We start from the raw sequence: 22,362 nt of genomic DNA, 5'->3' as shown, positions 1-22,362 counted from the left end.
ATGCATTTTATTGAAATGAAATGCCCATTCTGGAAATTTATATACCACAAAAAAGAAAATTATAAGAATGACGATGTAGAAAAAATAACGTTTCTGAAAATATAATTTTGGAATTAATACAAAATAATTCACCAAAAAGAACACTAACAATAAGATGTTTTCGAAAAGCATTCGCTTGAAAAAACCTGTTTTGAAAATGGATTGATCGCTCGAAAAATTTGGCGCAGCAATAAAAGGAATCAACAGAAATATGATTGAAACTATGCTGAAAATAACGATTTCTCTCTTTGTAATTTTTACTTTATTCATCTTCTAACTCAATTGAAACAATAGAAAAATGTTGTCTATTTGGAATCATCAATGTTTTTATATTAGTTTTTAATTCTTCATCCGAAGAAATTAAATAATGATTGTTCACTTCTCCAAAATAGAAATATTGTTTGGTATAAAATGTAAGCGCAACCTTGTGATTTGTGTGATTTTGATTAGATGAATTTATAATATCCAACTCGAAATCTACAAAATTAAGGTGGGTTTTGTTCAAGTTATCTGTGATTTGATACAAATTTCCTTCCAATTGTTCGATATACGGAATCGCCGCCATTCCCACCAAATAATTCAATTGCTCAGCTTTTTTATTTTGGCGCAACAATTCTCGAAAAGTTTCTACTTTATTCGTTTCTTGCTGAAAAAGCTGCTCTTGCAAATAATACTCTTTGTACGTCGCATCAAAAACATATTTCTCCCAAATTGAAGTTGTTGTAGCATCAATCACTAAACGATAAGCAAACTGAACCTTTTTAATTGTTTTCATCTTTTGGTTTTCTATCAAAAGGAGGCATTCCATCTGGAGGTGGTGGCATTCCTGGTCCTCCGCCTATCGGCTCTTTTGCTTCCTCTATATTTTCTGTAGAAATTACAATATTTGCTTCAATTGTATAGCCTTTTTCTAAACTTCCACTCACTTTTGCCAATTGATTTCCGTCTGTATCATCCGAAAAAACATTATCATTCGCATTATACGTATAACCATTCAAACCTTTTGTATAACCATATTCTTTGGCTGAATTTACAATTTTTACAGCAGAATTTTCACCTTCTGGAAAAGCAATTTGAGTCACTTTTAATGATTTCCCTTTTTGATCGTAAATATGAACATGGATATGCGTTGCGCGACTTTCGTACCAACCAGGAAAAATAGAATTGAATTCAACATTTCCATTTTCATCGGTTACTTGTCTACCTCTCAAAAATTTATATGATTTATAATCGGTTGGTTGCATACGCATTCCGCCATATTGCGAATAATTTCCATCTTTATCACAATGCCAAATATCAACAATCGCGCCTATTAAAGGTTGACAGCTTTCATCAACATTTGTTACATTAATTTTAATTGTCGCCTCTACTCCTGTTCGATCGCCTTTTATATTTTTAGATAAAAAATCTTCTGGCTTTTTTGTAGGAAATGGACCTTCTGTTTCAGAGGCCCATACTTCACAATCATTTACAACATTAGAGTCTTTGCAACTCATCAACACTTTTGGAACAATTAAACTTGCTCCTAATAATCCTAAACTATTTTTTATAAAATCTTTTCTTTCCATTTTCTTTTAAATTGAAACTTTAATATTGGATGAAATGGTGTATCCAGCACTCAAACTTCCTGAAACAGTTGCTATTTGCAACCCTTCTTTATCATCACTAAAAACATTATCCTTTGCATTATATGTATAACCCGTCAAGCCTTTTGTATAACCATAAGACGAAGCCGAATTTACCGTTGCAACTGCACTACTTGTACCTTCTGGAAAAGCAATTTGCGTCACTTTTATCGAAACACCATTTGCGTTGTAAATGTGTACATGAATATGCGTTGCACGACCTGAATACCATCCTGGGAAAATACTTGTAAACTTCACTTTTCCTTCAGAATCGGTGATTTGTCTACCTCTCAAAAAATTATAGGATTGATAATTGGTTTGTTGCATTTGCGTCCCTCCATATTGAGAATAATTTCCATCTTTGTCGCAATGCCAAATATCAACGATAATTCCTTCTACAGCAGAACAATTGTTACTCGCATTTTGCACCACAATTTCTATCGTCGCATCAACACCCGTTCGGTCGCCTTTTACATCGCTTCTCATATAACTCGACGGAGTTTTTGTAGGAAAAGGTCCTTCTGTTTCGGTTGGCCAAACCGTACACGATTGATTGGTTCCACCTTCTGTTGTCGAAGTCGAAACATCATTTATTGCATCATCGCTCGAACAAGACGATATAACTTTCGGAACAATTAAACTTGCACCCAATAAACCCAAACTATTTTTGATAAAATCTTTTCTTTCCATTTTGTTATGTATTTTTAGCATTAGTAATCAATTACCATTAACAAAGAATTTTCGCTCAACGATTCAAATTCGACGTGTTCATCTGACTTAATTTCCAATAAATCTCTTGATTCAATTAAACGATTATGAATCTCAAAAATTCCTGTTAACGAAATGACTAACCAATTTCTTTCAACTTTTTTCATTGGTATTTCTGATTCTCTTCTCAAATCAAATTTTCCTAAAAAGACATTAAACAAATCATGGCGAATAATTTTCTCTAATCTATTTTCACGTTCAAAATCAATTGGAACAATCATTTTAGCAATTTGCTGTTTTTCTTTTACCAAAAACAACGAATAGAAATACGAATAATCGTTGCTGTATTCACCTTCGATATCGATAATGGTTCCTTTTTCTAAATAATAAATAAACGATTGATTGACTTCAATTTTCCAATTAAAACCATTCATATTCAAGCGAATATTATTCATCAAAGGCAACAATATCAAATAACCACTTTCTTTAATTACTTTTTGATAAGTACCTTGACCGTTCACAGCAACATCATCAATAAAAGCAAAATCAGAAATAGAATTATCATCATTTAATGCATTAATTCTGATATATTTATTCTCAAATAAATTTCGATTCTCGGCTTTACACAACTTTATCATACTTCATATTATCTTGAAACAAATGTAATTTATCATGTTAATTCAACTAAATTTTAGAGGTTAACCCAAGATTTTTGTAGGTTAATTGAATTATGATTCGATTTTATTTATCTTTAGCAATAGAATTTATACGATCAAACACAACAAAAATGATAAACAAAAAAGTAAACAGCATCGAAGAAGCACTGCAAGGTGTAGAAAGCGGAATGACGCTGGCTGTTGGAGGCTTTGGACTTTCTGGAATTCCCGAAAATCTTATTCAAGGTTTAGTGGACAAAAAAATCAATAATCTTACCTGTATTAGTAATAATGCTGGTGTTGATGATTTTGGTTTGGGATTATTATTACAAGGACGACAGATCAAAAAAATGATTTCTTCTTATGTTGGAGAAAATGCAGAATTTGAACGTCAAATGCTTTCGGGTGAATTAGAGGTTGAATTGATTCCGCAAGGAACTTTAGCTACTCGCTTGATGGCTGCTGGTTATGGAATGCCTGCAATTTTTACGCCTGCTGGAGTTGGAACTGAAGTTGCTGAAGGAAAAGAAATCAGAAAGTTTACCTTTCACGGCATTGAAAAAGAATATTTGTTAGAATATGCTTTCGAGCCTGATTTTGCAATTGTAAAAGCGTGGAAAGGTGATACTGCAGGGAATTTAGTTTTCCGCGGTGCAACAGCAAATTTCAATCATCCAGCTGCTATGTGCGGAAAAATTACAATTGCCGAAGTGGAAGAATTGGTAGAAATTGGAGAATTAGATCCAAATCAAATTCATACGCCTGGTGTTTATGTAAATCGAATTATTCAAGGTGCGAAATACGAGAAACGTATCGAAAATAGAACTGTTCAACCTAAATCATAAGAAAAAATGTTAGATAAAAATGGAATTGCAAAACGTATTGCAAAAGAAGTACAAGACGGATTTTATGTGAATTTAGGGATTGGAATTCCGACATTGGTTGCCAATTATATTCCCGAAAATGTAAATGTTGTTTTACAATCAGAAAATGGTTTATTAGGAATGGGACCTTTCCCTATCGAAGGTGAAGAAGATCCTGATTTTATCAATGCAGGTAAACAAACGATTACAACTTTACCTGGTTCAGTTTTCTTTGATTCGGCGATGAGTTTTGGAATGATTCGCGCACGAAAAATCAATTTAACAATTCTTGGTGCAATGGAAGTTTCGGAAAATGGTGATATTGCCAACTGGAAAATTCCTGGAAAAATGGTGAAAGGAATGGGCGGCGCAATGGATTTGGTTGCTTCGGCTGATAATATTATTGTAGCAATGCAACATGTGAACAAAGCAGGAGAATCTAAACTTCTAAAAGAATGTACACTTCCTTTGACTGGAATAAAATGTGTCAAAAAAATTGTGACTGAATTAGCTGTTTTAGAAGTCTTACCAGAAGGTGGTTTCAAATTATTGGAGCGAGCACCTGGAATTTCTGTGGAAGACATCAAAAATGCAACCGAAGGAAAATTAATTATTGAAGGAGAAATTCCGGAAATGGTTTTATAAAAAATAAAGATTAGAAAGGAAAGTTGAAAAGCTTTCCTTTTTTTATGCTCGATTTGTTTAACTTTATTCAAATTAATACTTAAAAATCGATGCAAACAAAATTAGTAATCGCTCTACTTTCACTAAATTCTCTTGCTTTTGCGCAGCAACAGAATTTAGTGAAATACGTCAGTCCTATGATTGGAACAGAGAAAATGGGACACACTTTCCCTGGCGCAACTGTTCCTTTTGGCTCTGTACAATTAAGTCCTGAAACGGATTCTATTCCTTATGCTATCAATCACAAATACAATCCAAAAGTTTATGATTATTGTGCGGGTTATCGTTTTGAAGATAAAACAATAACAGGATTTAGTCATACACATTTTAATGGAACAGGACATTCTGATTTGGGTGATTTTTTGATTATGCCAACCGTTGGAAAATTAAAACTGAATCCCGGAACTGCTCAAAATCCTGAGAGTGGTTATCGTTCTCGATTTTCGCATCAAAACGAAACTGCCGAAGCGGGATATTACAAAGTGAAACTGGATGATTACAATATTTGGGCAGAAATGACCGCTTCTACGCGAGTTGGTTTTCATCAATATACATTTCCAAAATCAGTTGATTCACATATTATTTTGGATTTGAATGCTGGAATTTATAATTACGATGACAAAAATACGTGGACATATGTTCGCGTGGTGAATGATACGTTGATTACTGGTTATCGACAGACACGAGGTTGGGCTAGAAATAGAACGGTTTATTTTGCGATGACTTTTTCGAAACCATTCAAAAATTATGGTCAGAAAAATGAAGATGGTCAAGTTGATTACAAAGGTTTTTGGAGAAAATGGAACGAAACGCAGAATTTTCCTTTAATTGAAGGAAAAAAGATTAAAATGTATTTTGACTTTGATACAGAAAAAGATGAAAAAGTAAAAATAAAATTTGCAATTTCTCCAGTTAGTCAAACTAATGCGTTAGAAAATTTGACAACAGAAATTCCACATTGGAATTTTGAACAAGTGCGCAATGAAGCAAAGAAAAATTGGAACAAAGAATTGAATCGAATTCAGATCAAAGCGTCAGAAAATGATAAAATAAATTTCTACACAGCGATGTATCACACCTTCATCAATCCAACAACTTATATGGATGTGAATGGGCAATACAAAGGTTTGGATCAAGAAATTTATCAAGCCAAAGATTTTACAAATTACACCACTTTTTCGCTTTGGGATACCTATCGTGCACTGCATCCGTTGTTCAATATCATTCAGCCAAAACGCAACAATGATATGGTAAAATCGATGATGAAACATTATGAGCAAAATCCAATCAAAATGTTGCCAATTTGGTCGCATTACGCCAACGAAAACTGGTGTATGAGCGGTTATCATTCGGTTACAGTAATCGCAGATGCAATTGTAAAAGGAATTTATAATGGAGATGCAAATGCTGCTTTGGATGCGTGTATTGTCACAGCAAATAAGCATGATTATGAAGGAATTGGCGATTATATCGACAAAGGTTATATTCCAGCCGAGAAAAATGGAACTTCAATCTCGAATACGTTAGAATATGCTTTCGATGATTGGTCGATTGCTCAAGCTGCTAAAAAATTGAATCGAATGGATGTCTATGAAACATTTATGAAGCGTTCTGAGAATTGGAAAAACAATTACGATGCTTCGGTTGGATTTATGCGTCCTCGATTAACAGATGGAAGTTTCAAAAAAGAATTTGATCCGTTGAATACACATGGACAAGGTTTTATTGAAGGAAATTCGTGGAATTTCAGCTTTTTCGTTCCTCAAAATCCAAATGGACTAATTGAAGCTATGGGCGGAAAAAAGAAGTTTGGAGCGAAATTGGACGAATTATTTACGATGCATTTACCTGACGAATATTTTGCGGATACAGAAGACATTACGCGTGAAGGTATAATTGGTGGTTATGTTCATGGAAATGAGCCGGCACACCATGTTGCGTATTTGTATAATTGGGCTGGACAAGCGTGGAAAACACAAGAAAAAATCAGAATGATTTTGGATATGCAATACAAGCCAACACCAGATGGTTTGGGCGGAAATGATGATACGGGACAAATGAGTGCTTGGTATATTTTTAGTGCATTAGGTTTTTATCCGGTTCAACAAGGATCGACTGATTACGGAATTGGAAGTCCTTTAGTAGATCATGCTATATTGAATTTGGAAAATGGAAAACAATTTGAAATTGACGTTAAAAATCAATCGAAGAAGAATGTTTACATCCAGAAAATTGAGTTGAATGGAAAAACTTATTCATCTTTTAATTTGAATCATTTTGATATTGTGAATGGCGGAAAAATCACTTTCTACATGAGTGATAAACCTAAAAAGTAAACGTTAAATATTTTATAATTAAACAAATAAGTTTGACTACTTGAGGAATAATGATTATTTTAAATCAAATTTAAAACCAAGAAAAATGGCTAAAAAGGCAAAAAAAGAAGAAAATCATTTACAAGTTTTAGTGGATAAATTAAAAGATCCAAAACATAAACAATTAGTTCAAACGAATCGTTTAAAGAAAAAACGTCGCAATAACGCAAAAAATTAAATATAAAAAAACCACTTCTTTCGAAGTGGTTTTTTGTTATATCTAAAATTGATTAATCAATTACTTTTCCAATTAAATCGAATTCGTAAGCTTCGATAATTTCTACATTTACAAAATCACCAACTGGTAAATAGGTATCAATTGCTGAAATCAAAACTTCGTTATCAACGTCTGGCGAATCATATTCTGTACGTCCAATAAAATTCTCACCTTCTTTGCGATCAATCATTACTCTGAATTGTTTTCCAATTTTTTCTTGATTCAAATCGTACGAAATCTGAGATTGAATTTCCATAATTTCTTCAACACGTTGTTGTTTCACTTCTTCAGGAACATCATCTTCTAAATTATAGGCATGCGTATTTTCTTCGTGAGAATAAGTAAAACATCCCAAACGATCAAATTTTTGCTCTTGTACCCACGCTTTCATTTCTTGGAAATCTTCTTCTGTTTCACCAGGATAACCACAAATCAATGTTGTACGAATTGCCATATCAGGAACTTTTGTACGCATCGCATCTAATAATGCATTCGTTTTTTCGTGTGTTGTTCCACGACGCATTGATTTTAATAATTTCGTTGAAATATGTTGTAACGGAATATCGATATAATTACAAACTTTAGGTTCTTCACGAATTACATCCAAAACATCTTGTGGGAAACCTGCTGGAAATGCGTAATGCAAACGAATCCATTCGATTCCTTCAATTTTCACTAATTCTTTTAATAAAGTCGCTAATTCACGTTTTTTATAAATATCTAATCCATAATACGTTAAATCTTGCGCAATCAAAATCAATTCTTTCGTTCCATTTTTTGCTAATTTAGTAGCTTCTGTAACTAGATCTTCGATTGGACGAGAAACATTTCCTCCACGCATCAAAGGAATTGCACAAAAAGAACAAGGACGATCACAACCTTCTGCAATTTTAAGATAAGCATAATGACGAGGGGTTGTTGTTAAACGTTCTCCAACTAATTCATGCTTGTAATCTGCTCCTAAAGCTTTTAACAATAATGGTAACTCACGCGTACCAAAATATTGGTCAACATTTGGAATTTGCTCAATTAAATCTGGTTTGTATCGCTCTGACAAACATCCTGTCACGAAAACTTTTTCCACCAAACCATCTTCCTTACGTTGCACGTAATCTAAAATTGTATCAACACTTTCCTCTTTTGCATTATCAATGAAACCACAAGTATTAATCACCACAATTTCCCCAGATTGCTCATGTACAACCTCTTTCCCATTGGCTTTCAGCTGTCCCATTAACACCTCAGAATCGTATACATTTTTAGAACATCCTAACGTAATTACATTAATTTTCTTTTTTCCAGTCGATTTTGTACGCATTACTCTAATTTAAGTTTGCAAAATTACAAAATATTTGAGAGAACTAACCGAAAAGATTGAATGGAACAAGTATAAATAGCTAAAATAAAAATTTTTAAACCTAAATAATCTTAAATAGAATAGATTTCTATACAACTAACTATTTTAGAAAATTAATCAATTCTTACGATGTTCTACTGAAAATTCGTTCAATAAATCTATTTTAACTAATTGATTTACAAAATATAAGTAGTTAAAACACCTTAGAGTTTGATAAATAATATTAAATTTGAGTTTATTAGTATTTTAAGTTAGATGTCAAAGCAATGCTTTGAAATTAAGAAGGTCAAGAGAAATCTTGACCTTTATTTTTTATATTTAATCGATATGATAATGACTCGGAAAAGCCTTTTTAGGATTTTGTTTAAGAATATTCAATTTAAATTGACTTTCTAAAAATCCATAACCATAATTGAAAAATTGAATTAAAGTTGTTTGAATTGATAATAAACCTACAACCGCAGATTTGAAACGAATAGTTGAGAAAATAAAAATCAAAAACATATAAATTAACCACAAAACAAACGGAATTTGTAAAATAAATTGATGTTTCGGAAGAATAAAACTCAACAATAAAAATAAAAACGCAACTAAAGTTCCGATAAAAAATAAACTCGGAAACCAAAAAGTTGGTTTGATATAATTTGGATGACGTTGATTAAGAATTGGGCGCGCAACTCCAAATTGATAGACTTGTTTCGCAAATTTCTTTAACGAAGTTCTACGTTTATGAATCACTTTAGAATCTTGAAATAATCTCGTTTCAAAACCATTTTCCCACAAACGCATTGATAAATCTGGATCTTCTCCAACGCGTAAATCCGCAAAACCACCTGTTTTTCCATACGCTTTACGAGAAATTCCCATATTAAAACTTCTCGGCTGAAATTTACCAATTTGCTTTTTTCCTCCTCTGATTCCTCCTGTTGTCAAAAAAGAAGTCATCGAAAATGTAATTGCTTTTTGCAAATCTGTAAACGAATCATCTGCATCATCTGGACCACCAAAAGCATCAACAAAATTGTTTGTCAATTCTTTTTTAACCGATTCAATATAAGTCGAAGGAATAATCGTATCAGAATCTAAGAAAATGAAATAATTTCCATTCGCTTTTTCCATTCCAAAATTTCTCGATTTTCCTGGACCTGAATTTGTTTTGTAATAATAATGAAGATCTAATTGAGTTTCAAATTTAGCACAAACTGTATCCAATTTATTTTGAGAACCATCGTCTACAATAATAATTTCGAATAACTTATCCGTTTGTTTCGCTAAACTTGACAATAATTCTGTCAATTCATCTTGACGTTCGTAAACGGCAATAATTATCGAAAGTTGCAAATCTTCTTTTCCCAAAATATATTATTGATTGAATGATTCTTTCAACTCTAATGTCACTTTCTGAATTTCATCTAAACTCTTAAAATGATTCAATTTGAAAGTTGATTTTGATTGTTTCAATTCGTGAACAATTGCCAAAATAGTATCCAATGGACTTTGCTCCTCTCCTTTCGAAGTTTCGTCAAAATTAATTCCGACCAAAGAAACTTCTTCAATCATTCCGAACAACCATTCTTCTAAAAAAGTATTCAAATCAATCGAATCAATTTTATGATTTGCCCATTGATTTTGTTTCGCTTTTTCAGCTAAATCTGTATTCGACCAAAAGCAAATTACTTCTAAATTAGAGCCATCTTCGTACTCAAACTCTTCCGAATACGAAATAGCAAAACCTTCTTCAGAAGTTAAAAGATATACTTTTTGATCTTGACAAATTTCTTTTATAAATTGACTCACTTCTCTTAATTTTGATTTTTAGTTTTTTTACTTCCTTCGTACATTTCGTATTGTAAAAAGTCGCATTCTAACTTACCGTTAAACACTTTTACCTTTTTCGAAGGACGTAAACCGACATATTTTTTGGCTTGTAAATCTGATGTGATAAACCACGCCAATGTATTTGGATAACTCGATTTTAACGTGTCTCCAATTTGTTTATAAAATTCTTGGTTATTGTTTTCAATACGCTCATCATAAGGAGGATTGAACACCAATAAAACTGGGAATAATTCCTTTTTAGATGTAAAGAAATCTTGGTGACGAATTTCGATGAAATCTTCTAAATCAGCAGATTTTATATTCATCTGCGCAATTTTTACCATCATTGGAGAAATTTCGTATCCAACAATTTTATATTCAGATTCTTTGATTCGATTTAGACGCGTATTACGAATTTGTGTGAACAATGTTTCGTCATAATCTGGCCAATTCTGAAAAGCAAAATGCTTACGATGAATTTGCGACGGAATATTATTCGCAATCATCGCTGCTTCAATCAACATTGTTCCCGAACCACACATCGGATCAAGGTAATTTCCTTTTCCATCATAACCCGCTTGCAACAACAAACCTGCTGCTAAAACCTCGTTAATTGGAGCTGGACCAGTTTCTTCTCTATAACCACGTTTGTGCAACGATTCTCCAGAAGAATCTAACGACAACGTAATTTTATCGTGCGAAATATGTAAGTTAAAACGTACATCTGGAAAATCTTTATCGATACTTGGACGACGACCATTTTTTTCTTTGAATCGATCTACAATAGCATCTTTTACTTTAAGCGCTGCGTAATGCGAATGCGTAAAATAATCTGAGTGAATAGTTGGATCAATCATAAAAGTTTGATCAACATTCAGATAATTTTCCCAATGAAATTTCTTGAATTTCTCGTACAATTGATGATCATTTTTCGCAGAAAACGAAAGAATTGGCTTCTGTATACGAAGTGCTGTACGCAAGCTATAATTTGCTTTGTACATAAAACCTAAATCGCCATTAAATTCAACCATTCGGTTTTGGATTTTAACATCTGCCGCACCCAACGCTTTTAATTCTTGCGCTAATATTTCTTCGAAACCAAAAAAGGTTTTCGCAATCATTCTGAAATTTTCCAAGGAAATAAAATTTTTACAAAAGTACGGGAAATAAAGGAAATGGAGAAAGGAATAATTGTTTTTCGATATTCTAAACTAATTTATATCTTAACAAAAAATATTTCATGGATCAAGAAACTAAATATGAAAAAATATTGGTTCGATATTATAGTAAGGTTTTAGAAGAAGAAATAGTTGAAACACTTTGGACAGAAACCATAGACAAAGAAAAAGGATTATATAAAATTGAAAATATTCCGTTCTATGGTCCATGTTTTTCAAGTGACGATATAGTATTTGCTGAATATGATAACGATGAAGAATGTTTGACTTTTAGAAAAGTAATTGAATTTTCTGGAAATTCGACAGTTCAAGTTATAATAATGAATGATGAAATTAATAGAGATGATATTAGAAATATTTTCAAGAATTTGAATTGTGAAAGTGAAGCGCTGAATGAAAAATACTTTGTTCTAGAAATTCCTTTAAAAATAAATTATAAATCTGTTTTTGATAAATTAATCGAATTACAAGAAAATGAATTTATTGCTTTTGCAGAACCTGTTTTATCAGAAAAACATCGTGATGAAACCAGATAATAATCTTAATAATATTTTTTAATTTCTATATTTTCCTTCATCGACATTCTTCGTACCTTTCGGCTATTAAAGTTTAATTTTTTAGAATTCGATATAAAATGGAAAAAATCACAGATCGTCTTTCAGCTTTGAGAGAGGTTATGAAACAAAATGGAGTTAGCGCAACAATTATTCCTGGAACAGATCCGCACGGAAGCGAATATTTACCAAATCGTTGGAAAGAGCGTACATGGATTTCAGGTTTCAATGGATCGGCTGGAACTGCAGTTGTAACATTAGAAAAAGCGGCTGTTTGGACGGATTCGAGATATTTTATTCAGGCAGAAGATCAATTAAAAGACACGACTTTTGAGTTGATGAAAATGAGAATGCCAGAAACTCCTTCTATCAACGAATGGATTATTTCTCAATTAAAAGAAGGAGAAGTTGTTGGTCTTAATCCGCAAATGTTTGCGCACAATGCTTTTGCAGAAAATTATAACGAGTTTTCATTCAATCAACTTTCAGTTAAAAATATTGATTTAATTGATTTAGCTTGGCAAGATCGTCCTGCTTTACCAGAGAATCCATTCTATATTTATGATGTAAAATTTGCTGGAAAATCTGCTTCAGAAAAAATTTCGGAAGTGCGCAATGAGATGAAAAAAGCAAATACCAATGTATATATCATGAATTCGTTGGATGAAATTGCGTGGTTATTTAATATTCGTGGAAATGATGTTAACTATAATCCATTGACAATTTCATATGCCGCTGTGGATACAGAAAATGCGTATTTATTTATAGATGAAGCAAAAGTAACTCCAGAAACAAAAACTGCTTTAGCAAATGAAGGAATTACAATTCAACCTTATTTAGCGGTTTACGATTATTTAAAGAAACAAAACGAAAAATCGCATGTATTGGTAGATGGAAATCGAGTTAATCAATCGTTATACGAAGCAATTTCTACTTCTTCAACTATTAATTTAATTGCTTCTCCAGTAACAAACTTGAAATCTGTTAAAAATGAAATCGAGCAAGAAGGTTTTAGAAATGCAATGGTAAAAGATGGTGTTGCTTTAACTAAATTCTTCATGTGGTTAGAAGAAAATATTGACAATAATATTAATGAAGTTACAATTGATGAGCAATTGAAATTTTTCCGTTCGCAACAGGAAAATTGTAAAGGTGCAAGTTTCGGGACTATCTGTGGATACGCTGATCACGGCGCAATGAACCACTACTCTGCTTCGCCTGAAACTGCTTATACATTAGGTCGAAAAGAAATGTTGTTAATCGATTCTGGAGCTCAGTTTTTGGAAGGAACAACAGATATTACGCGCACATTGATGTTAGGAGAACCAACAGCGCAACAAAAAACAGATTACACCTTAGTTCTTAAAGGAAATATTGGTTTATCGGAAGCTATTTTTCCTGTTAATTCTCGTGGTTCTTTGTTAGATGTTTTGTCGCGTAAAGCGCTTTGGGAAAACGGTTTCAATTATGGGCACGGAACTGGACACGGAGTTGGTCATTTCTTATGTGTACACGAAGGGCCACAAAGTATTCGTTTAGAAGAGAATTTAACTCCACTAAAAGCTGGAATGGTGCTTTCTAACGAACCTGGTTTGTATCGCGATGGTGAATACGGAATCAGAATCGAGAATCTAATGATTGTTCAACCAGCGATGTCTACTCAATTTGGTGATTTCTTGAAGTTTGAGATTATTACAGTTTTCCCAATTGAGAAAAATTTGATTGATGTTAATTTAATGACAAACGAAGAAATTGCATGGTTGAATAATTATCATCAATTTGTTTTCGAGAAAATTTCTCCATTCTTAGATGAGAAAGAAACAACTTGGTTAAAAGAAAAATGTGAGGCTATTTCTAAGTAAATTTAATTTCAACAAAAAGTCATTCTAAATTCGTTTCAGAATCAGACATAAAAAAATAAGAAACTGAAAATAAATTCAGCTAGACAAAAAAATCCTATTCGAAAGTGAATAGGATTTTTTTATTTCTCAGAATTATCTTATTATTGCAACATATTTGCATTAAGAAATGAAAAGACGAAATACACCAACCAAACAAGCGGTTATTGATTTGTTCAATTCGTGTACGACTGCATTAAATCAGGAACAAATTGAAACGCAATTGCAAGGAAAAATGGACAGAGCAACGATTTATCGTATTCTGAATAATTTTTGCGAAGACGGAATGATGCATAAAGTTGTGGGAGATGATGGCGTAAATTATTTTGCCATGTGCAAGACGTGTTGTGAGCATACACAGCATCACCACGATCATTTTCATTTTCGTTGCACGACTTGCAATCAACTTATTTGCTTAAAAGAAGAAATAAAAATTAATTTACCCGAAGGATTTTCGATGCAAGATTGCAATTGCGTCATCACAGGAACTTGCTCAAATTGCCAATAATAACAACAATGGATTTACAATGGTTTGTGAAATGGTTTAACTCGCCATATTATCATATTTTATACAAAAACAGAAGCTTAACAGAAGCTGAAGATTTTATTCAAAAAATCACGAAATATTTACAACTTCCACAGCACGCAAAAGTGTTAGATTTAGCTTGTGGAAAGGGACGACACGCTATTACATTAAATAAATTAGGTTTTGATGTTTTGGGAATCGATTTATCTGAAGAAAGTATCAAGTACGCTAAACAATTTGAAAATGAATATTTAAAATTTGAAAAACATGATATGCGCGAAGTTTATCATCCAAACGAATTTGACGCGGTTTTCAATCTTTTTACAAGTTTTGGTTATTTTGAAAATTATGAAGATAATTTTAAAGTTTTTGAAGCTGTAAAACAACAAATAAAATCACATGGAATCTTTGTTTTAGATTATCTGAATGCAGAAAAAGTAGTTTCGACAATGATTCCTTATGAGGAAAAGCTGATTGATGGAATTTTATTCAAAATCACAAAATCTGTCGAAAATGGTTTTATCAAAAAAGAAATTGATTTCACAGATAAAGGCGAAATATTTCATTTTGAAGAGTTTGTTCGTTTAATTTATTTCAACGATTTCAAAAAAATATACGAAACGGAAGGTTTTATTTTAGATAAAGTATTCGGAAATTATAATCTTGATGCTTTTGATGAACAAACTTCTGACCGATTAATTCTAGTTTTAAACAAATGAAAGAAAGTCTAATCTTAATTTCAAGTGTGTTAATTGGAGTTTTATTTTCTCGAATATTACTCAAAAATAAACACAACTCAAAACTGCTACTAACCTTTAGTGGTGCGTATTTTTTGGCGATGACCGTTTTAGAAATTTTGCCACAAGTCTATGGACATCCATCCGAAAATCATAGCCATCATTCTATTGGATTGTTTGTTCTATTAGGTGTTGTTGTGCAATTTATTTTAGAAACGATCAGTAAAGGCGTTGAGCACGGACATATTCATTTGCACAAAAAAGAGCAATTTCCTTTCGGAATTTTTGGCGGATTGTTTTTGCATTCAATTATCGAAGGAATTCCTGTTGCAAATGCAGAATCTCACAATTTTATGTGGGCAATTTTTGTTCATAATATTCCAGTTTCAATGATTTTGTTTAGCGCATTATGTCAACATACAGAATCTAACGCAAAACGTTTTCTATTTATGGCTTTATTTGCTTTAGCAGCTCCATTTGGTTATTTCTTAGGAAAACATACTATTATTTCTAACTATTCATTAGAAATGAGTGCAATTGTTTCAGGAATATTTTTACACATCTCTACAGTAATCTTATTTGAAAGTAATGAAGGACACAAATTTAATCTGAAAAAATTCGGTTCTATTTTGGTTGGATTTATTCTCGCTTATCTCACGGTTTCTATGCATGTGCATTCACATTAAAAATATAAAAAAAGAAGTTCAAATTTGAACTTCTTTTTTTATTATTATAACATTTTTCGATGATCTAAAACAAGAATTTCTCCATTCGAAACAAATTTCCATTTTTGATCTTTTTTACATTCATTTTTTGGTGTCGAAGATTTAATATTAAATTCGACTTCTTTGTTTTTCATCAAAATTGAAGTATGATAATCGCATTCACCAATTTTTACATTTGTCGATACATTATCATTTGCCAATAAATCCGTTTCTGGAATAGATTTTATTGCTTCATTAATAATATTCAAATCTAATTCATTGTAAATCAAATCAAAATTATCTGTAACTAAATTTGTCGATAATCGAAATGAATTTGCCTCAACATCAGTACGAATCGCTGTATTTTTAGTATTCAAATCCAATTCTTCGATACGTTTTGGACAATCCAAATAATCTGGAATTTTCTGAGCTTGCTTACTTTGTAAATCTTTCTGAAAAGCTGTAAGTTCAGAAAATAATTGTTTTTTTTCGGGTGAAGCTTCTTTAAATTCTGTTGTTTCTGTTAATTCTTGTTGAGTGAGCTTTTTAATTTCAGGTTTATTTTCTGAACAATTAAATAAAAGAAATAAAGTAAAAAATGAGTAAAAATAATGTTTCATAAGCAAGAATATTTGGTTCTACTAATTTATGAAACATTATTCTCAATTTCAATTATTTAACGTTCTGAATTATAAATTTAATATAAATGATAAATTGAGAAATATTAATTAAGATTATTTATATTTTTCTAAATCTAACCCAAGAATATCTCCAACTTTAGAAAATTCTTCATTTACCTTTGCATTCAAAACAAGTTGTTCATTTGTAATTGGATGATTAAACACTAGTTCATGCGCGTGAAGCATCATTCCTTTCAATCCAAAATTCTCTAACCACAATTTATTTTGCTTGTTACATCCATGCGGACGACTTCCCAAAATTGGATGAAAAATATGACGAAAATGCTTGCGCAACTGATGCATACGACCAGTTTCGGGAATTGCTTCTACCAAACAATAACGTGAAGTCGGATGATTGTTATATTCTAAATCAATTTCTGCCGTTTGTAAACGATGAAAATAGGTAATTGCATTTTGCTTTACACCATCATCATTCGTCAAATCATAGTCTATCGTCATTTCTTCTGGCGACCAACCACGCAAAATAGCCAAGTATTTTTTCTCAACTTCGCGTGTTGCAAAACGATCATTCATAATTTTTAAACTTTCTTTATCTAAAGCAAAGAGCAAAACTCCTGACGTTTTACGATCCAAACGATGAATAGGATAAACATGTTGTCCACCAATTTGATTGCGTAATTCCTGAACCGCAAAAACAGACGCATCACGCGCATAAAAAGATTTGTGAACCAACAATCCACTTGGTTTGTTAATGGCAATAATATATTCGTCTTGATAAAGAATTTCTAACATTTGGCAAAAATAGAAAGTTATTTTCGGTTAGAAAATAGAACAGTATTATATTTATTGCTTAATAAAATTGAATGAAAAAAGGATTGATTATTGGAAAAGGTTGGTTGGGATCAAGATTAGAAAAGTATTTAGAAAAGCAATTTTTGATTGAAACTACGAAACGAATTTCGGATGCAGAAAATTGTTTTTCAATCGATTTTGATCATTACAAATCTGAAAAAATTAAACACAATCATGATTTTGTTATTGTGACAATTCCATTTGGAAGAAGAAATAATTTAGAAGATTTACAAAAACGGTTTCAGCATTTAATTGACTTTTTAGATGATTATAACAATCAACTTATTTTACTTAGTTCAACAGCTATTTATCCTGAAAATAATGAAATTATTTCTGAAAATTCAATTGAAACTTTTTATTTAAACAACCCTTATTATTCAATTGAAAATCAATTAAAAGAAAAGTTCAATCAATTGATTATTTTACGCTTAGGTGGATTAATGGGAGACGATAGATTTCTTTCTAAATATATAGATTTATATAGTCAAAATCTATCTCAAATGGTGAATCATATACATTATCTAGATATTTGTCAAGTGATTGAGAACTTGATTAATTCAAATAAAAATTCATCAATTTATAATGTTGTTGCACCAAAACATCCTACCAAAGAAGAAGTGTTAGAATATCAATTAAACAAGGAAATTATTTCCGCTACAAATCGAGAAGGAAAAATAATTTCAAGTCAAAAAATACAAGATGAATTTAATTATGAATTTCTTTACCCAAACCCAGTTTACTTTAAGGAAAATTAATTTCTTCTCTTTCGTTCTTTCGATTTAAATACAAAATAAAATGTTATCACTGATATAACAGTAATTAATATTGTGTCCCAATTTTCTTTGAATAAAGTCGTGATATTTTCCATTCTTGATGTTTATAAAGTTTAAAATTATAAAAAAAGCTGCTCTTACGAACAGCTTTTTAGGAATTTATCTTAAATCTATTTGATTAAGCGTGAATTGGACGATTGTCTGTAGCAGCTAAAGCAGCTTCTTTGATCGCTTCTGAGAATGTTGGGTGAGCATGAGACATTCTTGTTAAATCTTCTGCAGATGCACGGAATTCCATTGCTACAACTCCTTCTGCAATTAAATCAGCAGCACGAGCACCAATAATATGCATTCCTAAGATTTCGTCTGTGTTTTTATCAGCTAAAATTTTAGCAAAACCGTCTGTATCCATAGATGCACGAGCACGTCCTAAAGCTTTGAAAGGGAAAGAACCAACTTTGTACTCTACTCCTTCTTCTTTTAATTGCTCTTCTGTTTTACCAACTCCTGCAACTTCTGGCCAAGTATAAACAACACCAGGAATTAAGTTATAGTTGATATGAGGTTTTTGACCTGCTAATTGCTCAGCAACTAAAACACCTTCTTCTTCTGCTTTATGTGCTAACATTGCACCAGCAACAACGTCACCAATCGCATAAATGTTAGAAACATTAGTTTGTAAGTGATCGTTTGTTTTGATACGACCTCTTTCGTCAACCTCTACTCCTACGTTTTCTAAACCTAAAGATCCTGTGAAAGCACGACGACCAACAGCTACTAAAGCGTAATCTCCGTTAATTTCGATTTCTTCTCCTTTTTTAGAAGTTGCTTTTAATGTAACATCATTTCCGTTATTTACAACAGAAGTTACACCAGTTGAAGTGTGGAATTTCATTCCTTGTTTTTTCAATACTTTTGTCAACTCTTTAGACAAAGCACCATCCATTCCTGGAATAACACGGTCTGCATATTCTACAACAGTTACTTGAGAACCCAAACGTAAGTAAACAGATCCTAACTCTAATCCGATAACACCACCACCGATAACGATTAAGTGTTTTGGAACTTCAGATAAAGCTAATGCTTCTGTAGAAGTGATGATACGAGTTTTATCTGTTGGTGCAAATGGTAATTCAGATGAAACTGATCCAGTTGCAATAATTGTATTTTTAGCTTCAATCTCTTGAGTAGAGCCATCTTTAGCTGTTACAACGATATGAGTTGCATCTTTAAAAGCACCAGTACCTTCTAAAACATCAATATTATTTTTACTCATCAAGTATTTGATACCAGCTACGTTAGTATCTACAACACCTGCTTTTCGAGCAATCATTTGAGTGAAGTTTACTTTTGGAGCATCGATTTCGATTCCGTGCTCTTTAAAGTGATTTACAGCATCGTAATAGTGGTGAGAAGAATCTAATAAAGCTTTTGATGGAATACATCCTACATTAAGACATGTACCTCCTAAACTTTCTTTCTCGATAATTGCTGTTTTAAATCCTAATTGCGCTGCGCGAATAGCTGCAACATATCCTCCAGGTCCAGCACCAATTACGGCTACATCATAAGAACTCATATAGTTTTATTTTGATTTATTATTATAATTAATTTAAACTCTACAAATATAACCAATATCGAATAGATTTTCGTTATAAAATTGTAATGAATTTTGTTAGGAAATTACGAATAGTATGGATACAATTATTATAGTTTTAAGTTCTTAATTTTTTTAAAAAAGACTTATAAATTTTTACCGATCTGATAAAGTATGTTTATACGGTAATGAATTCAAGAAGTTTTTCCATTCTATTAAAATGTCAATAAAATCTAATAGAGGAATATTTATAACCCCACCATTAGTATCATGAAATGCAACTTTTGATGGAGGAGAACTAATTACTATTATTTCTTCTGCACTTCCTTGAACAACATAGTTAGTTACAACATTATTCATAACATAATCAGGATTAATATCATATATCATTTTATCCACTAATTCTGGTCCTAAAAATTCAATATATTCCTTTAGATTCTGAGCTATTTCCGATTTATCTATATTAATAATAATTGGATTTTTTTTATTTCCACTATCATTAATAACATTAAATTGCATTCCGTAATATACTGCTTTAGACATAGTTGTAGTTTTTTTTAAAAAAAAACAAAAACCTCAGAAAGAATCTGAGGTTTATTATTCTTATTTTATTTGTTGAAACTCTTCCCAAAGTTCGTTTACTCTTTCTTGGTTAGGAATACCATCGCTACCAACTAACTTACATTTTGAATCGATATAATCTAAGAAATCATCATCTAATGATGGTAAAATAAAATTTAATGTGTTAGGACTTTTCTGAATATCAATATCAGAAACATTATAATATGTATTGTTATGAAAAATATGCCCCCCTCTTAGCAAAATCTTTATAACTGATAAATAAGGATTTGGCAAATGTTTATATTGAGAAAAATATTCATTTTCAAAAATATCCCAATAGATAAATAAATAAACAAATAAGTAATCAAATCCCCTATACTTGTTGGTATTAAAACTAGTATCATTCAGTAAATTAACTCTAAAAAAATCAATATCAATCATTTTGTTTGATAATCCAGGTTTTATGATTTCAATAAGATTATGACCTTCTTTTCTTTTAGTTATTTTATAGTCCCATTCTAATGAAAGTTCTAAATACCATTTATACATTGTTTGCAAATAATGTTTAAATAAAAGTATGTTAGCAACAGATTTTTCATTTTCAAAAACTGTTTCTTTTTTAAAATCATTTAATTTTTCTAAAAATAAATTATCCATGTTTATAATTTTAATAAATTATATATAATACTCTACTATCTCATCTAAATTAGTTTATTTTTCATTTGATTTAGAAGGTTGTTGTAAACTACCGAGAGGTAAATACCCTTCTTTATCTTCAAGTGGAGCAAGTTATTGAGCTCCAAAGTACATGGATGAAATTCATTTAAACCAATCTGAATCAGCTATAAAATTATCAAAAAGTTTGGTGTTACTTATAATCCATAAGAGACTGTCTTTTAAGACAGCCTCTTATGGATTACTACAACAATTCAATATAAAGACGATTATTGTGACTAATTACAGATTCGCAAATTTTTTTTACTGCATTAAATGATTCTAAAAAATCATTTGAAACTAAATTACTAATAGTATTAAGTTGATCTAAAAATTCTTGTACCCTCTCACATTCCCAATTTTTATCATACCATCCACTTTTATTGAAATAATTATACATAACACTATCTGAATCATATTGTCCTAAAGGTATTAGTGAGAGTATTTTATTAAAATGATAATCATATAAGATAACTTCAAATAATATTTGATTTGAACTATTTTTTTCTATTAGTGTTGTTTCCAATTCACCTAAATAATATTTTGTATATAAATCTATTTTTATCATAATTATCTTGCTATAAAATGACTATTTTTATTCATAATGCTAAGACATTTTAGTGCCATTTAGTGGTGGCGTAAGTAAAAAATCTCTCCAACCAATCACGATTTCTTTGAAATCTTGGGTAGGCAACTCCGAAACAAAATCATAATCTGAATTATAAAATTCTACAACATTATTATATATATGAATATTTATTGTTTCACTACCATTTATTATTTTTTCACCTGGATTAGCCATCGCTTCATCAAAATCTAGTAATAGTAATTCATTAATTTTTGGAGCCGTCCAGTCATTTAAAAAAGTGGTTAACTCTCCATTATTGGTACTTATCGATTTATAAATTTCTTTACCTGTTTCAAAATCGAAAACTTTATTTTCGAATCTTATTTGATATTTATCAATTATATTTTGGTTCATATTTTACTTTATACATTCTTTCCATTCTACTTTTGAAATAGATTCAACCAAAAAAGTTTCATAATTCCCTCTACATTCTTTCATAAAACTATAGTTAACAATCAAATATACCAATAAAAACAATCAATACCCATTATTGTAATAACTACAATTCTACAAATTACCACCCACTTTCGTTCGTGTTTTCTTCGACGAGAATGCCGTTTTTCCGAAGATTCGTCGAACAATGGTCGAACGATGGTCGAACAAGCTAAAAATCAACCAAAAACACGAATCTTACCAACCTATGATGAATAGAGGTTT

At 31.3% G+C, this 22,362-nt stretch carries 25 protein-coding genes and 1 pseudogene; 10 read left to right on the top strand and 16 right to left on the bottom strand.

Annotated features, from left to right (window positions below; translation table 11 throughout):
* The 5 genes and pseudogenes from B2217_RS15170 to B2217_RS15150 form a co-directional block, all read right to left on the bottom strand.
* Positions 1 to 309 (bottom strand): annotated as a pseudogene (locus B2217_RS15170) (hypothetical protein); the annotation flags it as partial.
* Positions 302 to 814 carry a hypothetical protein gene (locus B2217_RS15165; protein ID WP_180904550.1) on the bottom strand — a complete coding sequence of 171 codons (513 nt, stop codon included), beginning with the start codon at positions 812 to 814 and terminating at the stop codon, positions 302 to 304. The gene B2217_RS15165 and the pseudogene B2217_RS15170, both read right to left, overlap by 8 nt.
* Entirely contained in the window at positions 801 to 1,607 is an 807-nt protein-coding gene (locus B2217_RS15160) for an intradiol ring-cleavage dioxygenase (RefSeq protein WP_180904551.1), read from the bottom strand. The genes B2217_RS15165 and B2217_RS15160 overlap by 14 nt, the downstream gene beginning before the upstream one ends.
* A gap of 6 nt (positions 1,608 to 1,613) precedes the next feature.
* Positions 1,614 to 2,354, bottom strand: a complete 741-nt coding sequence (locus B2217_RS15155) for an intradiol ring-cleavage dioxygenase (protein WP_115002068.1) — start codon at positions 2,352 to 2,354, stop codon at positions 1,614 to 1,616.
* Positions 2,355 to 2,374: 20 nt separating this feature from the next.
* Positions 2,375 to 3,010 carry a hypothetical protein gene (locus B2217_RS15150; RefSeq protein WP_180904552.1) on the bottom strand — a complete coding sequence of 212 codons (636 nt, stop codon included), beginning with the start codon at positions 3,008 to 3,010 and terminating at the stop codon, positions 2,375 to 2,377.
* Between the two features lie 149 nt (positions 3,011 to 3,159).
* On the opposite strand from B2217_RS15150, the gene B2217_RS15145 reads away from it, so the two are divergent.
* The 4 genes from B2217_RS15145 to B2217_RS15130 all read left to right on the top strand — a co-directional run bounded on the left by B2217_RS15145 (position 3,160) and on the right by B2217_RS15130 (position 7,128).
* A complete protein-coding gene (locus B2217_RS15145; protein ID WP_038331757.1) occupies positions 3,160 to 3,873 on the top strand; it encodes a CoA transferase subunit A in 714 nt (237 codons plus the stop codon).
* A 6-nt stretch (positions 3,874 to 3,879) separates the two neighbouring features.
* Positions 3,880 to 4,536, top strand: a complete 657-nt coding sequence (locus B2217_RS15140) for a 3-oxoacid CoA-transferase subunit B (RefSeq protein WP_180904553.1) — start codon at positions 3,880 to 3,882, stop codon at positions 4,534 to 4,536.
* 89 nt (positions 4,537 to 4,625) lie between these two features.
* On the top strand, positions 4,626 to 6,911 hold the full coding sequence (locus B2217_RS15135; protein WP_180904554.1) for a GH92 family glycosyl hydrolase: 2,286 nt from the start codon (positions 4,626 to 4,628) through the stop codon (positions 6,909 to 6,911).
* An 85-nt stretch (positions 6,912 to 6,996) separates the two neighbouring features.
* Complete coding sequence (locus B2217_RS15130; protein ID WP_257468234.1) at positions 6,997 to 7,128, top strand: hypothetical protein; 132 nt, start codon at positions 6,997 to 6,999, stop codon at positions 7,126 to 7,128.
* A gap of 52 nt (positions 7,129 to 7,180) precedes the next feature.
* Here the strand turns inward: B2217_RS15130 and rimO are convergent, their stop codons facing one another.
* The 4 genes from rimO to B2217_RS15110 all read right to left on the bottom strand — a co-directional run bounded on the left by rimO (position 7,181) and on the right by B2217_RS15110 (position 11,484).
* Positions 7,181 to 8,485: a 30S ribosomal protein S12 methylthiotransferase RimO gene (gene rimO / locus B2217_RS15125; protein ID WP_180904555.1), complete on the bottom strand. Its 1,305-nt coding sequence runs from the start codon at positions 8,483 to 8,485 to the stop codon at positions 7,181 to 7,183.
* Positions 8,486 to 8,842: 357 nt separating this feature from the next.
* Entirely contained in the window at positions 8,843 to 9,880 is a 1,038-nt protein-coding gene (locus B2217_RS15120; RefSeq protein ID WP_291123009.1) for a glycosyltransferase, read from the bottom strand.
* A 6-nt stretch (positions 9,881 to 9,886) separates the two neighbouring features.
* Positions 9,887 to 10,321, bottom strand: a complete 435-nt coding sequence (locus tag B2217_RS15115) for a DUF2750 domain-containing protein (protein WP_286478158.1) — start codon at positions 10,319 to 10,321, stop codon at positions 9,887 to 9,889.
* Between the two features lie 5 nt (positions 10,322 to 10,326).
* Positions 10,327 to 11,484 (bottom strand): THUMP domain-containing class I SAM-dependent RNA methyltransferase, encoded by a 1,158-nt coding sequence (locus tag B2217_RS15110; RefSeq protein ID WP_291123013.1) that lies wholly within the window; start codon positions 11,482 to 11,484, stop codon positions 10,327 to 10,329.
* A 98-nt stretch (positions 11,485 to 11,582) separates the two neighbouring features.
* On the opposite strand from B2217_RS15110, the gene B2217_RS15105 reads away from it, so the two are divergent.
* The 5 genes from B2217_RS15105 (at position 11,583) to B2217_RS15085 (ending at position 15,921) form a co-directional block, all read left to right on the top strand.
* Positions 11,583 to 12,056 (top strand): DUF4265 domain-containing protein, encoded by a 474-nt coding sequence (locus B2217_RS15105; protein ID WP_038331503.1) that lies wholly within the window; start codon positions 11,583 to 11,585, stop codon positions 12,054 to 12,056.
* 98 nt (positions 12,057 to 12,154) lie between these two features.
* Positions 12,155 to 13,936, top strand: coding sequence for an aminopeptidase P family protein (locus tag B2217_RS15100; protein WP_125349340.1), 1,782 nt, complete (start codon positions 12,155 to 12,157; stop codon positions 13,934 to 13,936).
* Positions 13,937 to 14,102: 166 nt separating this feature from the next.
* Positions 14,103 to 14,480, top strand: coding sequence for a Fur family transcriptional regulator (locus B2217_RS15095; protein ID WP_280049523.1), 378 nt, complete (start codon positions 14,103 to 14,105; stop codon positions 14,478 to 14,480).
* Positions 14,471 to 15,217: a class I SAM-dependent methyltransferase gene (locus B2217_RS15090; RefSeq protein WP_349680546.1), complete on the top strand. Its 747-nt coding sequence runs from the start codon at positions 14,471 to 14,473 to the stop codon at positions 15,215 to 15,217. Before B2217_RS15095 ends, B2217_RS15090 begins: the two co-directional genes overlap by 10 nt.
* Complete coding sequence (locus B2217_RS15085; RefSeq protein WP_125349338.1) at positions 15,214 to 15,921, top strand: ZIP family metal transporter; 708 nt, start codon at positions 15,214 to 15,216, stop codon at positions 15,919 to 15,921. Before B2217_RS15090 ends, B2217_RS15085 begins: the two co-directional genes overlap by 4 nt.
* Positions 15,922 to 15,965: 44 nt before the next feature.
* Here the strand turns inward: B2217_RS15085 and B2217_RS15080 are convergent, their stop codons facing one another.
* Positions 15,966 to 16,559, bottom strand: a complete 594-nt coding sequence (locus B2217_RS15080; RefSeq protein ID WP_038331490.1) for a hypothetical protein — start codon at positions 16,557 to 16,559, stop codon at positions 15,966 to 15,968.
* A gap of 114 nt (positions 16,560 to 16,673) precedes the next feature.
* Complete coding sequence (locus B2217_RS15075) at positions 16,674 to 17,372, bottom strand: pseudouridine synthase (RefSeq protein WP_038331486.1); 699 nt, start codon at positions 17,370 to 17,372, stop codon at positions 16,674 to 16,676.
* 71 nt (positions 17,373 to 17,443) lie between these two features.
* Here B2217_RS15075 and B2217_RS15070 point away from each other — a divergent pair, with 71 nt between their 5' ends.
* Complete coding sequence (locus tag B2217_RS15070) at positions 17,444 to 18,187, top strand: hypothetical protein (protein ID WP_038331483.1); 744 nt, start codon at positions 17,444 to 17,446, stop codon at positions 18,185 to 18,187.
* Between the two features lie 196 nt (positions 18,188 to 18,383).
* On the opposite strand, the gene lpdA is transcribed toward B2217_RS15070, so the two are convergent.
* The 5 genes from lpdA to B2217_RS15045 all read right to left on the bottom strand — a co-directional run bounded on the left by lpdA (position 18,384) and on the right by B2217_RS15045 (position 22,059).
* Positions 18,384 to 19,784, bottom strand: coding sequence for a dihydrolipoyl dehydrogenase (gene lpdA, locus B2217_RS15065; protein ID WP_115000751.1), 1,401 nt, complete (start codon positions 19,782 to 19,784; stop codon positions 18,384 to 18,386).
* Between the two features lie 174 nt (positions 19,785 to 19,958).
* Positions 19,959 to 20,345, bottom strand: coding sequence for a hypothetical protein (locus tag B2217_RS15060; RefSeq protein ID WP_280046236.1), 387 nt, complete (start codon positions 20,343 to 20,345; stop codon positions 19,959 to 19,961).
* A 60-nt stretch (positions 20,346 to 20,405) separates the two neighbouring features.
* Positions 20,406 to 21,020 carry a hypothetical protein gene (locus tag B2217_RS15055; RefSeq protein ID WP_280046235.1) on the bottom strand — a complete coding sequence of 205 codons (615 nt, stop codon included), beginning with the start codon at positions 21,018 to 21,020 and terminating at the stop codon, positions 20,406 to 20,408.
* Between the two features lie 262 nt (positions 21,021 to 21,282).
* On the bottom strand, positions 21,283 to 21,645 hold the full coding sequence (locus B2217_RS15050) for a hypothetical protein (RefSeq protein ID WP_280046234.1): 363 nt from the start codon (positions 21,643 to 21,645) through the stop codon (positions 21,283 to 21,285).
* A gap of 39 nt (positions 21,646 to 21,684) precedes the next feature.
* Positions 21,685 to 22,059, bottom strand: a complete 375-nt coding sequence (locus B2217_RS15045) for a hypothetical protein (RefSeq protein ID WP_280046233.1) — start codon at positions 22,057 to 22,059, stop codon at positions 21,685 to 21,687.
* Positions 22,060 to 22,362 lie beyond the last annotated feature (303 nt).

The organism is Empedobacter sp. UBA7620, assembly GCF_002484185.1.
GTDB classification, from domain to species: Bacteria; Bacteroidota; Bacteroidia; order Flavobacteriales; family Weeksellaceae; genus Empedobacter; species Empedobacter falsenii_C.
Note: the sequence above shows the minus strand (reverse complement) of the source record. Positions and strands in the feature narration are given on the sequence as shown.